We start from the raw sequence: 14691 nt of genomic DNA, 5'->3' as shown, positions 1-14691 counted from the left end.
GCGCGATAGACGGCCACTTGCAAGGCTCTGCCGGCTTGCGTACAATCGCGCACCCTGAACTTCCTGGGCAGCACCTGCCTTACGCAATTGCATCCGGGCCTTCCAGCCCATGCAGCCATGCCAGCCAATACCTCTTCTTATAAAGCGCTGGGTGAGCAGGATTATCGGAGAAATACCATGTCGTACGCAGTAATTGTTACTGGTGGCAAGCAATACAAGGTCGCCCCAGGTGAATACCTGAAGATCGAGAAACTGGAAATCGCTACCGGCGAATCCGTGACTTTTGATCGCGTTCTGTTGGTCGCCAATGGCGACGACGTGAATATCGGCGCTCCAGTCGTTGCTGGCGCTACCGTTGTGGCTGAAGTGATCTCCCAAGGTCGTCACGATAAAGTCCGCATCATCAAGTTCCGTCGTCGTAAGCACCACATGAAGCGTATGGGCCACCGCCAGTGGTACACCGAGATCAAAATCACCGGTATTCAGGCTTAATTCCAGCCTAATTCCTCACTAGGAGAATTGAACTCATGGCACACAAAAAAGCTGGTGGTAGTACCCGTAACGGTCGCGACTCAGAAGCCAAACGCCTTGGCGTGAAGATGTATGGCGGCCAGGCTATCAAAGCGGGCAACATCATCGTGCGTCAGCGCGGCACCCAATTCCACGCTGGCTACGGCGTTGGCATGGGCAAGGATCACACCCTCTTCGCTAAAGTCGAAGGCGTGATCAAGTTCGAAGTAAAAGGCGCCTTCGGTCGTCGTTACGTAAGCGTTATCGCAGCTTAATTGCGAGACCGCTGGAAAAGCCCTGTCTTGCGACGGGGCTTTTTCGTTTGTGGGGTGAGTCTCTTGCAAAACTGTTTGTATGGGCTGTCGGCGCTGCGGTTGGGGCGTGTTTTCAGGTCGCTGCGCTCATTTTTGCAAGAGTCTTATGTCTTGTTTTTTTGGCTCGTCCGTACGGCGAGAGGCGTGTGTCATGAAGTTTGTTGATGAAGTATCGATTCGAGTAAAGGCTGGCGACGGCGGCAATGGTTGCATGAGTTTCCGTCGGGAAAAATTCATTGAAAACGGTGGTCCGAACGGTGGTGACGGGGGCGATGGCGGCTCGATCTACATGCTCGCCGATGAAAACCTCAACACCTTGGTGGATTACCGTTACACCCGGCATTTCGATGCCGAGCGTGGTTCCAACGGCGGCAGCACCGACTGCACCGGCAAGAAGGGCGAAGACCTGATCCTGCGTGTGCCGGTCGGTACCACAGTAATCGACTCCGCCACCCAGGAGGTCATCGGCGACCTGACCAAGGCTGGCCAGCGCCTGCTGGTGGCTCATGGCGGCTGGCACGGTCTGGGTAACACCCGCTTCAAATCCAGTACCAACCGTGCGCCGCGCCAGACTACGCCGGGCAAGCCAGGCGAGCAGCGTGACCTGAAGCTGGAAATGAAAGTACTGGCCGACGTGGGTCTGCTGGGCCTGCCGAACGCGGGTAAGAGTACGTTCATTCGCTCGGTGTCGGCGGCCAAGCCGAAAGTCGCCGATTACCCGTTCACCACCCTGGTGCCGAACCTGGGCGTGGTCAGTGTCGATCGCTGGAAAAGCTTCGTGATCGCCGACATTCCGGGGTTGATCGAAGGTGCCTCCGAAGGTGCTGGCCTGGGGATTCGTTTCCTCAAGCATTTGTCCCGCACCCGTCTGTTGCTGCACCTCGTCGACATGGCGCCGCTGGATGAAACCGATGCCGCCGATGCCGCCGAGGTTATCGTCAACGAGCTGACCAAATTCAGCCCGGCCCTGGCCGAGCGCGACCGTTGGCTTGTGCTGAACAAGTGCGACCAGATCCTCGAAGAAGAGCACGAAGAGCGGGTCAAGGAAATCGTCGATCGCCTGGAGTGGGAAGGTCCGGTCTACGTGATCTCGGCCATTGCCAAAGAAGGCACCGAGCGCCTTTGCCACGACATCATGCGTTACCTGGAAGATCGTGCTGATCGCCTGGCCAATGATCCGGCCTACAAGGAAGAGCTGGCCGAGCTCGACCAGCGCATCGAAGACGAGGCGCGCGCCCAGTTGCAGGCGCTGGACGACCAGCGTGCCCTGCGCCGCAGCGGCGTCAAGTCGGTCCATGACATCGGTGATGACGATTGGGACGAAGAGGATGTGGATGACGAAGACGGTCCGGAAATCATCTACGTTCGCGACTGATCTGGTGCTGATGCAGGCCGCTTGAGATCAAAACCTGTGGGAGCGAGCCTGCTCGCGAAGGCGGTGTGTCAGTTAGCATTCATGCTGCTGACCCTATGCCATCGCGAGCAGGCTCGCTCCCACAAGGTTTCTCGGGTAGCTGGCATGGGGAGCAGGTTCAAGTGTTTCGGCGCGGTGTTATCATCGCAGTCGGCCGGTTTTCAAGGCGCCGCTCATTCGAGCGGCGTTTTGGTATCTGTAAAACGCAAATACGAATAATCCCATGAGTGGCGCTGGGTCGCGCTGTTCGCTGGCAAAGGTTGAAGAAAATGCGGAGCAAGGTGACGGGTGCGCAACGCTGGGTCGTGAAGATCGGCAGCGCACTGCTGACGGCGGATGGCAAGGGCCTGGATCGCCAGGCGATGGCGGTGTGGGTCGAGCAGATGGTGGCCCTGCATGAGGCGGGCGTCGAGCTGGTACTGGTCTCCTCGGGTGCCGTGGCGGCCGGCATGAGCCGTTTGGGCTGGACGTCGCGACCCAGCGCGATGCACGAACTGCAGGCTGCTGCCGCCATTGGCCAGATGGGTCTGGTGCAGGCGTGGGAGTCGAGCTTTGCCGAGCATGATCGCCACACGGCGCAGATTCTGCTGACCCACGACGACCTGTCCGACCGCAAGCGTTACCTCAATGCCCGCAGCACGCTGCGAGCGTTGGTGGAGCTGAAAGTCATCCCGGTGATCAACGAGAACGACACGGTGGTCACCGACGAGATCCGTTTCGGCGACAACGACACGCTCGCGGCGCTGGTAGCCAACCTCGTGGAAGCCGATCTGCTGGTGATTCTCACGGATCGCGACGGCATGTTCGACGCCGATCCGCGCAATAACCCTGATGCCAAGCTGATCTACGAAGCCCGAGCCGACGATCCCGCGCTGGATGCGGTGGCGGGTGGCACTGGCGGAGCCCTGGGGCGCGGCGGCATGCAGACCAAGCTGCGCGCGGCGCGTCTGGCGGCGCGCTCTGGCGCCCATACCATCATCGTCGGTGGTCGGTTGGAGCGGGTGCTGGATCGCCTCAAGGCCGGGGAGCGCATCGGTACGCTGCTGTCCCCTGAGCGCGGCATGCTGGCGGCGCGCAAACAGTGGCTGGCCGGGCATCTGCAAACCCGGGGCACGCTGGTGCTGGACGCTGGGGCCGTGTCGGCGCTGTCTCAAGGTAACAAAAGCCTGCTGCCGGTAGGCGTGAAGCTGGTCCAGGGCAGCTTCCGCCGTGGCGAAATGGTCGTTTGCGTAGCGCCGGATGGTCGAGAGATTGCCCGGGGCCTGGCCAACTACAGCGCGCTGGAAGCACAGAAAATCATCGGCCAATCGTCTGATGCGATTGTTGGCCTGCTGGGTTACATGGCTGAGCCTGAGCTGGTTCACCGTGACAACCTGATCCTCGTCTAAGGAAAAATCATGGGTTTGGCAAAAGGATTGATCGGCTTGCTGGTGGCGCTGCCGCTGCTGGCCTCTGCCGAGGAAATCGGGCAGGTGTCCACGGTGTTCAAGTTCGTCGGGCCAAACGACCGGATCGTGGTCGAGGCGTTCGATGACCCCAGGGTCGATGGCGTGACCTGCTATCTGTCGCGGGCCAAGACCGGCGGCGTAAAAGGAGGCCTGGGGCTGGCCGAAGATCGCGCCGAGGCCTCCATCGCCTGCCGCCAGGTCGGGCCGATCAGCTTCAAGGGCGAGCTCAAGGATGGCGAGGAGGTCTTCAGGGAGCGCACCTCGCTGGTGTTCAAGACCATGCAGGTGGTGCGTTTTCTCGACAAGAAGCGCAATACGCTGGTGTACCTGGTCTACAGCGACCGTGTGATCGAGGGTAGCCCGCAGAATGCGGTGACGGCGATTCCGATCCTGCCGTGGGCCAAGGCTCAATAACCACGCAAAAACCATTGTGGGAGCGAGCCTGCTCGCGAATGCAGTCTGCCAGTGACATTGATGCTGTCTGGCACACCGTATTCGCGAGCAGGCTCGCTCCCACAGTTCTGAATTGAGTGGTGCACCTGATTAAATCCCAGGCAATAAAAAACCGACCCTGGGGTCGGTTTTTTAACGAGCGCGTCGCTTAGGCAGCAGCGGCAACGTTCAAGGCCTTTACGTGGCCATTCAGGCGGCTCTTATGGCGAGCAGCCTTGTTCTTGTGGATGATGCCTTTATCGGCCATGCGGTCGATAACTGGCACAGCCAGAACGTAAGCAGCTTGTGCTTTTTCAGCGTCTTTTGCGTCGATGGCCTTGACTACGTTTTTGATGTAGGTACGGACCATGGAACGCAGGCTGGCGTTGTGGCTGCGACGCTTCTCAGCCTGTTTTGCACGTTTTTTGGCGGAAGGTGAGTTGGCCACCGTCGAGCTCCTCGAAAGACTTTTTAGGAAATAGCAAACAAAATAGGCCGCGAATCATGCCGATGAGTTGACGTGTTGTCAAGGGCGGGTGACACGTTCCGCTGAATGGCAGGTGCGGCGCACCGAATGATTTCTTTCCGGCGTGCGACCTGTAAACTCGCGGGCTTTGGCGCTGTGCTGTTTAGCGGCGCGAAGTATCGCACAAGTGGGCGCGTTGTTCGCCTGCTGTTTATCGACAGGCACAAACTCTTTTCATGAATCTGCTCAAATCGTTGGCTGCCGTCAGCTCTATCACAATGCTTTCCCGGATTCTGGGATTCGTTCGCGATACGCTGATCGCGCGGATATTCGGTGCCGGAATGGCCACCGACGCCTTCTTCATCGCCTTCAAGCTGCCAAACCTGCTGCGGCGGATCTTTGCCGAAGGGGCCTTTTCCCAGGCCTTCGTGCCGATCCTGGCCGAATACAAAAGCCAGAAGGGTGACGAGGCGACCCGCACTTTCATCGCCTATGTGACCGGTTTGCTGACGCTGGTGCTGGCGCTGGTCACCGCGGCCGGCATGCTCGCCGCGCCTTGGGTGATCTGGGCCACCGCGCCAGGTTTCACCGACACGCCGGAAAAATTCCAGCTCACCTCCGACCTGTTGCGGGTGACCTTTCCTTATATATTGCTGATTTCCCTGTCATCGCTGGCCGGGGCGATTCTCAATACCTGGAACCGCTTCTCGGTGCCGGCCTTCGTGCCGACGCTGCTCAATGTCAGCATGATCGTGTTTGCGCTGTTCCTGACACCGTACTTCGATCCGCCGGTGATGGCCCTGGGGTGGGCGGTGCTGGTCGGCGGCCTGGCGCAATTGCTCTATCAACTGCCCCACCTGAAAAAGATCGGCATGCTGGTGCTGCCACGCCTGAACGTGCGCGACAGTGGCGTGTGGCGCGTCATGAAACAGATGCTGCCGGCCATTCTCGGGGTGTCGGTGAGCCAGATTTCGCTGATCATCAACACTATTTTCGCCTCGTTCCTGGTGGCCGGCTCGGTCTCGTGGATGTACTACGCCGACCGCTTGATGGAGCTGCCTTCCGGCGTACTGGGCGTGGCGCTGGGCACGATTCTGCTGCCTACCCTGGCCAAGACCTACGCCAGCCAGGACCGTCATGAATACTCGCGCATCCTCGACTGGGGCCTGCGCCTGTGCTTCGTGCTGGTCCTGCCTTGTGCGCTGGCGCTGGGGATCCTTGCCGAGCCGCTGACGGTTTCGCTGTTCCAGTATGGCCAGTTCAATGCGTTTGATGCCTTGATGACCCAGCGCGCGCTGATCGCCTATTCGGTGGGCTTGCTTGGAATCATCGTGATCAAGGTCCTGGCGCCGGGTTTCTACGCCCAGCAGAACATCCGCACGCCAGTGAAGATCGCGATTTTTACCCTGGTGATGACCCAGCTATTCAACCTGCTGCTCATCGGACCCCTGGCCCATGCCGGCCTGGCCCTGGCGATCAGCGCCGGTGCCTGCCTCAACGCCGGGCTGCTGTTCTACCAGCTGCGCAAACAGAAGATGTATCAGCCGCAGCCCGGCTGGGCCAGGTTCGGCCTCAAGCTGCTGGTCGCCGTGGCGGTGATGTCGGCGGTGTTGCTGGCGGGGATGCATTTCATGCCGGCTTGGGGTGAAGGGCAGATGTTCGAGCGCTTCCTGCGCCTGGGTGTACTGGTCGTGGCTGGCGTGGTGGCTTATTTCGGCATGTTGCTGCTGATGGGATTCCGTCTGCGCGACTTCAATCGCAAGGCCTTGAGCTGAACGGTTGCCTTCGATAATCCCGGGCCGGACGGCGGTTTTGTCGGTTCGATCACTTTGGGTTATGGTGTTGCCTGTCGCCGACCGCCGGGTGTGGTTATAATCGGCCACTTTATGAGCAAGAAGCGCGTTATGCAGCTGGTTCGAGGCCTCCACAACCTGCGTCCCCGGCATCGGGGCTGTGTCGCCACTATTGGCAACTTCGACGGTGTTCACCGTGGCCACCAGGCTATCCTGGCGCGGCTGCGCGAGCGTGCGCTGGAGTTGGGCCTGCCCAGCTGCGTGGTGATCTTCGAGCCGCAGCCTCGGGAGTTCTTTGCTCCGGAGACCGCTCCGGCGCGTCTGGCCCGGTTGCGTGACAAACTGCAATTGCTGGCCGCCGAAGGCGTCGATCGGGTCCTCTGCCTGGCCTTCAACCAGCGCCTGAGCCAGCTCAGCGCCGCCGAGTTCGTCGATACCATCTTGGTGGACGGTCTCGACGTAAAGCATCTGGAAGTCGGCGACGATTTCCGTTTCGGCTGCGACCGGGCAGGGGATTTCGATTACCTGCAACAGGCTGGCATCGCCCAGGGATTCACCGTCGAAGCGGCACAGACCGTCGAAATGGACGGTCTGCGCGTCAGCAGCACCCAGGTCCGCAATGCCCTGGCGGCGGCGGATTTCGAATTGGCCGAGCGCTTGCTCGGCCGGCCGTACCGGATTGCCGGGCGGATCCTGCACGGGCAGAAACTGGCGCGCCAATTGGGCACGCCGACGGCCAACGTGCAACTCAAGCGCCGTCGTGTGCCGTTGACCGGGGTGTTCCTGGTGAGTGTCGACATCGACGGCAAGACCTGGCCCGGCGTCGCCAATATCGGCGTACGCCCCACGGTGCAGGGGGATGGCAAGGCCCATCTCGAAGTACACATTCTGGATTTTGCCGGCAATCTGTATGACCGGCGTTTGACGGTGGTTTTCCACCAGAAGCTGCGTGAAGAGCAGCGTTTTGCCTCTCTGGAGGCGCTCAAGACGGCGATCCATGCAGATATCGCCGCCGCCCGTGCCCTTGTCGCAACCAGCGCCAATCGCTAATGAAGAGCCTTAAATGACCGACTATAAAGCCACGCTAAACCTTCCGGACACCGCCTTCCCAATGAAGGCCGGCCTGCCTCAGCGCGAACCACAGATTCTGCAGCGTTGGGACAGCATTGGCCTGTACGGAAAGTTGCGCGAAATTGGCAAGGATCGTCCGAAGTTCGTCCTGCACGACGGCCCTCCGTACGCCAACGGCACCATCCACATCGGTCACGCGCTGAACAAGATTCTCAAGGACATGATCATCCGCTCCAAGACCCTGTCGGGTTTTGACGCGCCGTATGTCCCGGGCTGGGACTGCCACGGCCTGCCGATCGAGCACAAGGTCGAAGTCACCCACGGCAAGAACCTGGGCGCCGACAAGACCCGCGAGCTGTGCCGTGCCTACGCCACCGAGCAGATCGAAGGGCAGAAGTCCGAATTCATCCGTCTCGGCGTGCTGGGCGACTTCGCCAACCCGTACAAGACCATGGACTTTGCGAACGAAGCCGGCGAGATCCGTGCCCTGGCGAAAATCGTCGAGGGCGGCTTCGTGTTCAAGGGCCTGAAACCGGTCAACTGGTGCTTCGACTGTGGTTCGGCCTTGGCCGAGGCGGAAGTCGAGTACGAGAACAAGAAGTCCTCGACCATCGATGTCGCGTTCCCGATCGCCGATGAAGACAAGCTTGCCGCCGCTTTCGGCCTGGGCAAGCTGGCCAAGCCGGCCGCCATCGTGATCTGGACCACCACCCCGTGGACCATCCCGGCCAACCAGGCGCTGAACGTCCATCCGGAGTTCAACTACGCCCTGGTCGACGTCGGCGACAGACTGCTGGTGCTGGCCGAAGAGCTGGTCGAATCCTGCCTGGCCCGCTACAGCCTGGAAGGTTCGGTGATTGCCACCGCGCCAGGTTCGGCGTTGGAGCTGATCAACTTCCGTCATCCGTTCTATGACCGCCTGTCGCCAGTGTATCTGGCCGACTACGTGGAGCTGGGCGCCGGCACTGGCGTGGTTCACTCCGCGCCGGCCTATGGCGTCGACGACTTCGTGACCTGCAAGAAATACGGCATGGTCAACGATGACATCCTCAATCCGGTGCAGAGCAATGGCGTCTACGTACCGTCGCTGGAATTCTTTGGCGGCCAGTTCATCTGGAAAGCCAACCCGGCCATCGTCGACAAGCTGACCGAAGTCGGCGCGCTGCTGCACACCACTGTCATCGAACACAGCTACATGCACTGCTGGCGCCACAAGACCCCGCTGATCTACCGCGCGACCGCGCAGTGGTTCATCGGCATGGACAAGCAGCCAACCAGTGGCGACACCCTGCGCCAGCGTTCGCTCAAGGCCATCGAAGAGACCCAATTCGTTCCGGCCTGGGGCCAGGCGCGCCTGCACTCGATGATCGCCAACCGTCCGGACTGGTGCATCTCCCGCCAGCGCAACTGGGGCGTGCCGATCCCGTTCTTCCTGAACAAGGAAAGCGGCGAGCTGCACCCGCGCACCGTCGAACTGATGGAAGAAGTGGCCAAGCGCGTTGAAGCCGAAGGCATCGAAGCCTGGTTCAAACTCGATGCCGCCGAGCTGCTCGGCGACGAAGCGCCGCTGTACGACAAGATCAGCGACACCCTCGACGTCTGGTTCGATTCCGGCACCACTCATTGGCACGTGTTGCGCGGCTCGCATCCGATGGGCCACGAGAACGGCCCGCGCGCCGACCTGTACCTGGAAGGTTCGGACCAGCACCGTGGCTGGTTCCACTCGTCCTTGCTGACCGGTTGCGCCATCGACAACCACGCGCCGTACCGCGAGCTGCTGACCCACGGCTTCACTGTTGATGAGGCCGGTCGCAAGATGTCCAAGTCCCTGGGCAACGTGATCGCGCCGCAGAAAGTCAACGACACCCTCGGCGCCGACATCATGCGCCTGTGGGTCGCGTCCACCGACTATTCCGGCGAGATGGCCGTTTCCGAGCAGATCCTGCAGCGCAGCGCGGACGCCTACCGGCGGATCCGCAACACCGCGCGCTTCCTGCTTTCGAACCTGACCGGTTTCAATCCGGCCACCGACCTGCTGCCGGCCGAAGACATGCTTGCGCTGGACCGCTGGGCCGTGGACCGCACCCTGTTGCTGCAGCGCGAATTGCAGGAGCACTACGGTGAATACCGTTTCTGGAACGTCTACTCGAAGATCCACAACTTCTGCGTGCAGGAGCTTGGCGGTTTCTACCTCGACATCATCAAGGACCGCCAGTACACCACCGGCGCCAACAGCAAGGCACGTCGTTCGTGCCAGACCGCGCTGTTCCACATCAGCGAGGCGCTGGTGCGCTGGATCGCGCCGATCCTGGCGTTCACCGCCGATGAGCTGTGGGAATACCTGCCGGGCGAGCGCAACGAATCGGTGATGCTCAACACCTGGTACGAAGGCCTGACCGAACTGCCGCAAGGCTTCGAGCTGGACCGTGCGTATTGGGACCGGATCATGGCGGTCAAGGCGGCGGTCAACAAGGAAATGGAAATCCAGCGGGCGGCCAAGGCTGTCGGCGGCAACCTGCAGGCTGAAGTGACCCTTTACGCCGAAGAGGCGCTGGGTGCCGATCTGGCCAAGCTGGGCAACGAGCTGCGCTTCGTGCTGATTACCTCGACCGCCAGCGTCGCGCCGCTGGTGCAGGCGCCGGCCGATGCGGTGGTCACCGAGGTAAGCGGCCTGAAGCTCAAGGTGGTCAAGTCGAGCTTCGTCAAGTGCGCCCGTTGCTGGCACTGCCGCGAAGACGTCGGTGTGAACCCGGAGCATCCGGAAATCTGTGGTCGTTGCGTCGACAACATCAGCGGTACGGGCGAGGTTCGCCACTATGCCTGATCTGGCGCCCAACGCAGCGGGCCGTTTCGGACGGCTGGGCTGGCTCTGGTTGAGTGTGCTGGTACTGGTCATCGACCAGGCCAGCAAGTACTACTTCGAGAGTTCGTTGACCATGTACCAGCAGATCGTGGTCATCCCCGACTACTTCAGCTGGACGCTGGCCTACAACACCGGCGCGGCATTCAGCTTCCTGGCCGACAGTTCGGGCTGGCAGCGTTGGCTGTTCGCCCTGATCGCCGTCGTGGTCAGCGCCGTGCTGGTGGTCTGGCTCAAGCGCCTGGGGCGTGACGAGACCTGGCTGGCCGTGGCGCTGGCGCTGGTCCTGGGTGGCGCGCTGGGCAACCTGTACGACCGGATTGCCTTGGGCCATGTGATCGATTTCATCCTGGTGCATTGGCAGAACCGCTGGTACTTCCCGGCGTTCAACATTGCCGACAGTGCCATCAGCGTGGGCGCCGTAATGCTCGCCCTGGATATGTTCAAGAGCAAGAAAACCGGAGAAGCCGTCCATGACTGAGCAGCGTATCGCTCAAAACACCGAAGTGAAGCTTCACTTCGCCCTGCACCTGGAAAACGGCGACACCGTCGACAGCACGTTCGACAAGGCGCCGGCGGTGTTCAAGGTCGGCGACGGCAACCTGCTGCCGGGTTTTGAAGCGGCGATCTTCGGTTTCAAGGCCGGCGACAAGCGCACCGTGGTGGTTCCTCCGGAAAATGCCTTTGGTCAGCCCAACCCGCAAAACGTGCAGACCATGCCACGCTCGCAGTTCCAGGACATGGAGCTGTCCGAGGGCCTGCTGGTGATCTTCAACGACGCGGCCAACGCCGAGCTGCCGGGTGTGGTGAAAGCTTTTGACGATGCCGAGGTGACCGTGGACTTCAACCACCCACTGGCGGGCAAGACCTTGAGCTTCGAGGTGGAAATCCTTGAAGTGAAGGCGGTTTAACGTTTAACAGCAATTACCGCACCCACAATACCTGTGGGAGCGAGCCTGCTTGCGAAGGCTGCGTCACAGTCGCCACCGAGTTGACTGAACCACCGCATCGCGAGCAGGCTCGCTCCCACAGACACGAGGCACAGCATGCAAATCAAACTCGCCAACCCCCGTGGCTTCTGCGCTGGCGTGGACCGGGCGATCGAAATCGTCAACCGCGCCCTGGAAGTCTTCGGGCCGCCGATCTACGTGCGCCATGAAGTGGTCCACAACAAGTTCGTCGTCGAGGACCTGCGCAGCCGTGGGGCCATCTTCGTCGAAGAACTGGACCAGGTGCCGGACGACGTCATCGTGATCTTCAGCGCCCACGGCGTTTCCCAGGCGGTGCGTACCGAAGCGGCTGGCCGTGGCCTGAAAGTGTTCGATGCCACATGCCCACTGGTTACCAAGGTCCACATCGAAGTGGCGCGCTACAGCCGTGATGGTCGCGAATGCATCCTGATCGGCCATGAAGGCCACCCGGAAGTTGAAGGCACCATGGGCCAGTACGACGCCAGCAATGGCGGCGCGATCTACCTGGTCGAAGACGAAGAAGACGTGGCGGCCTTGCAGGTTCGCAACCCGGAAAAGCTGGCTTTCGTTACGCAGACTACCTTGTCCATGGACGACACCAGCCGGGTGATCGACGCCCTGCGCACGCGCTTCCCGGCCATCGGCGGGCCGCGCAAGGATGACATTTGCTACGCAACCCAGAATCGTCAGGACGCGGTCAAGCAACTGGCCAACGAGTGCGATGTGGTCCTGGTGGTCGGCAGCCCGAACAGCTCCAACTCCAACCGCTTGCGCGAGCTGGCCGAACGCATGTCGACCCCGGCCTATCTGATCGACGGTGCCGAGGACATGCAGCGCAGCTGGTTCGACGGTGTCGAGCGGATCGGTATCACCGCCGGTGCCTCCGCGCCGGAAGTCCTCGTACGCGGGGTGATCGAGCAATTGCAGGCCTGGGGCGCAACGGGTGCCGACGAGCTGGCGGGGCGCGAGGAAAACATTACGTTCTCGATGCCGAAAGAGCTGCGGGTCCGTTCCCTGCTTTGAGTCCTTTTTCACACAGGGCCTGCTCGGCTTTGACACTTTCCAGGCGGACGCGGCCGGAGGGCGCCAGGATCACCTGGTGATGGCTGACCGGCCCGCGTCTGGCGCAGACATGCAGCGTGCCTGCCTGGAACGCGCCGTCGGGGTGCAGGGCTTCTCCCTGGCCGCCGAACCTCACCCGGTGTTTCACTGGCGAGTTGCCAACCACCCGAGCATGACCGCTGCGCTCCCTCAGCAAGGTTTGCTCCTTGTTGTCCAGCGTGATCCGCCAGCCCTTGCCCCAATCATTGTCGATTCCCTGGATCAAGATGCGGCGGTTGCGCGTGATGGCTTCGCTGCGGGCAAAACGCAACCCGCTGATCAGCAACCGGGCGGTATCCTCGCGTTCGATGGACTCGATCAGCTCTTTGTAGCTTGCACCGGCCCACGGCAGAACAATTGCGGCAATCGCCAGTCCCATGAGCAGTTCGATCAGGCTGAAGCCCTGTTGGTACATGATGTCTCCTCCCTGGAGATCGTGAAGCAGTGCGGTTGTGCAAGGAACCCAGTGTGGCAGGAAGCACTTTGTGGCGAGGGAGCTTGCTCCCGCTGGGCTGCGCAGCAGCCCCAAAATAGCGGCCGCTACGCGCTGGAGCGCCAGCCCGTCCGAGCGGGAGCAAGCCTCCTCGCCACAGGCGGTTGTTTGTTCTAGCGTGTAGAAGCAGGTATAGCCGACGGCAACGGAGGGCATCGATGGATCTTCGTACAAAAGGTTTCACGCTGATCGAGGTGTTGGTGGCCCTCGGCGTGCTGCTGATCCTGATCACCATGGCGGTGCCGTCATTCACCGGCTCGCTGCAAAGTACCAAGGCCGATACCGAGATCGACGACCTGCGCCGAGCCTTGAATTTCGCGCGAATGGAAGCGATCAACCGTGGCATCACCACGCGCATTCGTCCCACCACGCAGGGCGGTGCCTGGAGCGGTGAATTGATGGTGTATGACAACACGGGCAACCCGGCCAATCCGACCAATGTATTGCGGGTTGTTCCAGCAATGGGCGGCGGCGTGACTCTGACGCTAACCTCAGAAGTGACCAACATTGATTTCAACAACCTGGGCGGGTTATCGGCACCGACCACGCCGGTGGGCTTCAATTACGTGAGAGGGGCGCAGAGCAGGACGCTCAATGTCTGCCTCAATGGACGAATCGTATTGGGTGGAAATTGCGGATGAAGGATTGCAGTAAAACGGCGCAGGAGGGCATGACGCTCATCGAGGTGCTGGTGGCGATGCTGATTCTCGGCGTGGGTTTGCTGGGCGCGGCGATGGTCCAGCTCAATGCCCTCAAATACACCGACAGCTCGCGCATGACCAGCCAGGCCAGCTTCATCGCCTACGACCTGTTGGACCGCATCCGGGCCAATTCCGGTGCCGACTACACCATCACGCCGCCGAGCTCGCCGAACCTCAACGTGGCCCGGGACCAGGATCTTTATGACTTCAAGACCAACATCGTCGCTTTCGGCGGCGCCACGGCCACCGGTACGGTTGCGCTGAACCAGCGGGTCTACACCATCACCATTTCCTGGGACGACGCCCGGGCTGCCAACACGACCAACGCGGCCGAGGCGCGACGCAGCTTTGTGCTGACCAGCCGGGTCGCTGTCGATCCATTGGCGACGACGCCATGAACCGGCATAGCCGGGGTTTCGGGCTGATCGAATTGATGATCGCGCTGGTCATCAGCCTGATCGTCGTGCTGGGCGTCGTGCAGATTTTCATCGCCGCGAAAAATACTTACGTAAGCCAGAGTGCCGCCGCGGTGATGCAGGAGGATGCACGGTTTGCCTTGAGCAAAATGGTTCAGGAAATTCGCATGGTGGGCATGTTCGGCTGCCTGGCGACGGTCACCGATGCGTCTTCGAACAATGATTTCGCCGCCAGCCAGATCACCCCGATTCGCTGGGACAACGCCACCCGCAGGTTGACCCTGGTCACGGCGGATATCGGCAATAGCGGCAGTGCGCCGACCTGGACCATCGTTTCCGATTGCCGCAATACGGCCGCCGCCTACACCGGAACGCGAGCACCCGCGAGCGGGCAGATGGCCTTTCCGATCCGGCGGCTGATTTATGGTTTCAACAACAATCAGTTATTGCTGGGGAGCGGCGCTGGCAACCCGACCATGGCGGTGCTGGTGGATAACGTGCGGGCATTCGACGTGACCTTCGGCGTGGCCGGCAGCGCGACGGACATCGCAGCCACCAGCTACAGCGGCAACCCGAGCGACCCGGCGCTGATCCGCAGCGTGCGCCTGACGCTGACGCTGTACGACCCGAAAAATACCGTGCGCGAGCAGACCTTCAACGTGGTTGCTGCCTTGCGCAACCGGCTGCTATGAGGGGGCGAC

16 protein-coding genes are annotated in these 14691 nt (G+C 61.2%); 14 read left to right on the top strand and 2 right to left on the bottom strand.

Going from position 1 to position 14691, the window contains the following annotated elements:
* The first annotated feature begins 177 nt into the window (after nt 1-177).
* The 5 genes from rplU to M1E16_RS23510 all read left to right on the top strand — a co-directional run bounded on the left by rplU (nt 178) and on the right by M1E16_RS23510 (nt 4100).
* The gene (gene rplU, locus M1E16_RS23530; protein ID WP_003176051.1) at nt 178-492 is read left to right on the top strand and encodes a 50S ribosomal protein L21; all 315 of its coding nucleotides are present in this window, start codon (nt 178-180) and stop codon (nt 490-492) included.
* A 35-nt stretch (nt 493-527) separates the two neighbouring features.
* Nucleotides 528-785: a 50S ribosomal protein L27 gene (gene rpmA / locus M1E16_RS23525; protein ID WP_003205738.1), complete on the top strand. Its 258-nt coding sequence runs from the start codon at nt 528-530 to the stop codon at nt 783-785.
* A 190-nt stretch (nt 786-975) separates the two neighbouring features.
* Nucleotides 976-2199: an Obg family GTPase CgtA gene (gene cgtA / locus M1E16_RS23520; RefSeq protein ID WP_060740551.1), complete on the top strand. Its 1224-nt coding sequence runs from the start codon at nt 976-978 to the stop codon at nt 2197-2199.
* A gap of 308 nt (nt 2200-2507) precedes the next feature.
* Nucleotides 2508-3626 carry a glutamate 5-kinase gene (gene proB, locus M1E16_RS23515; protein ID WP_305498706.1) on the top strand — a complete coding sequence of 373 codons (1119 nt, stop codon included), beginning with the start codon at nt 2508-2510 and terminating at the stop codon, nt 3624-3626.
* Nucleotides 3627-3635: 9 nt separating this feature from the next.
* A complete protein-coding gene (locus tag M1E16_RS23510; RefSeq protein ID WP_305498707.1) occupies nt 3636-4100 on the top strand; it encodes a CreA family protein in 465 nt (154 codons plus the stop codon).
* Nucleotides 4101-4287: 187 nt separating this feature from the next.
* Here the strand turns inward: M1E16_RS23510 and rpsT are convergent, their stop codons facing one another.
* Nucleotides 4288-4566: a 30S ribosomal protein S20 gene (rpsT, locus tag M1E16_RS23505; RefSeq protein WP_020798646.1), complete on the bottom strand. Its 279-nt coding sequence runs from the start codon at nt 4564-4566 to the stop codon at nt 4288-4290.
* A gap of 254 nt (nt 4567-4820) precedes the next feature.
* Here rpsT and murJ point away from each other — a divergent pair, with 254 nt between their 5' ends.
* The 6 genes from murJ (at nt 4821) to ispH (ending at nt 12302) form a co-directional block, all read left to right on the top strand.
* Nucleotides 4821-6359, top strand: coding sequence for a murein biosynthesis integral membrane protein MurJ (murJ, locus tag M1E16_RS23500; protein ID WP_458128511.1), 1539 nt, complete (start codon nt 4821-4823; stop codon nt 6357-6359).
* Between the two features lie 129 nt (nt 6360-6488).
* Nucleotides 6489-7427 carry a bifunctional riboflavin kinase/FAD synthetase gene (ribF, locus tag M1E16_RS23495; RefSeq protein ID WP_458128510.1) on the top strand — a complete coding sequence of 313 codons (939 nt, stop codon included), beginning with the start codon at nt 6489-6491 and terminating at the stop codon, nt 7425-7427.
* Nucleotides 7428-7440: 13 nt separating this feature from the next.
* A complete protein-coding gene (gene ileS, locus M1E16_RS23490; protein WP_434698915.1) occupies nt 7441-10272 on the top strand; it encodes an isoleucine--tRNA ligase in 2832 nt (943 codons plus the stop codon).
* Complete coding sequence (lspA, locus tag M1E16_RS23485) at nt 10265-10789, top strand: signal peptidase II (protein ID WP_434601878.1); 525 nt, start codon at nt 10265-10267, stop codon at nt 10787-10789. Before ileS ends, lspA begins: the two co-directional genes overlap by 8 nt.
* On the top strand, nt 10782-11219 hold the full coding sequence (gene fkpB, locus M1E16_RS23480) for an FKBP-type peptidyl-prolyl cis-trans isomerase (RefSeq protein WP_434571725.1): 438 nt from the start codon (nt 10782-10784) through the stop codon (nt 11217-11219). The genes lspA and fkpB overlap by 8 nt, the downstream gene beginning before the upstream one ends.
* A 135-nt stretch (nt 11220-11354) precedes the next feature.
* Nucleotides 11355-12302 carry a 4-hydroxy-3-methylbut-2-enyl diphosphate reductase gene (ispH, locus tag M1E16_RS23475; RefSeq protein WP_434628157.1) on the top strand — a complete coding sequence of 316 codons (948 nt, stop codon included), beginning with the start codon at nt 11355-11357 and terminating at the stop codon, nt 12300-12302.
* On the opposite strand, the gene M1E16_RS23470 is transcribed toward ispH, so the two are convergent.
* Entirely contained in the window at nt 12256-12795 is a 540-nt protein-coding gene (locus tag M1E16_RS23470) for a GspH/FimT family pseudopilin (RefSeq protein ID WP_458130363.1), read from the bottom strand. The two genes, ispH and M1E16_RS23470, sit on opposite strands and share 47 nt — an antisense overlap.
* Nucleotides 12796-13031: 236 nt before the next feature.
* Between M1E16_RS23470 and M1E16_RS23465 the strand changes: the two genes are divergently transcribed.
* The 3 genes from M1E16_RS23465 to M1E16_RS23455 are packed head-to-tail and all read left to right on the top strand — an operon-like array spanning nt 13032 to nt 14682.
* Nucleotides 13032-13514: a GspH/FimT family pseudopilin gene (locus tag M1E16_RS23465; protein WP_434571729.1), complete on the top strand. Its 483-nt coding sequence runs from the start codon at nt 13032-13034 to the stop codon at nt 13512-13514.
* Nucleotides 13511-13972: a type IV pilus modification protein PilV gene (gene pilV, locus M1E16_RS23460; RefSeq protein WP_305498723.1), complete on the top strand. Its 462-nt coding sequence runs from the start codon at nt 13511-13513 to the stop codon at nt 13970-13972. The genes M1E16_RS23465 and pilV overlap by 4 nt, the downstream gene beginning before the upstream one ends.
* Complete coding sequence (locus M1E16_RS23455; RefSeq protein WP_434698909.1) at nt 13969-14682, top strand: PilW family protein; 714 nt, start codon at nt 13969-13971, stop codon at nt 14680-14682. The genes pilV and M1E16_RS23455 overlap by 4 nt, the downstream gene beginning before the upstream one ends.
* Nucleotides 14683-14691: the final 9 nt, after the last annotated feature.

Source organism: Pseudomonas sp. Z2-11, from assembly GCF_054161305.1.
This window is presented reverse-complemented; position numbering and strand designations above follow the sequence as displayed.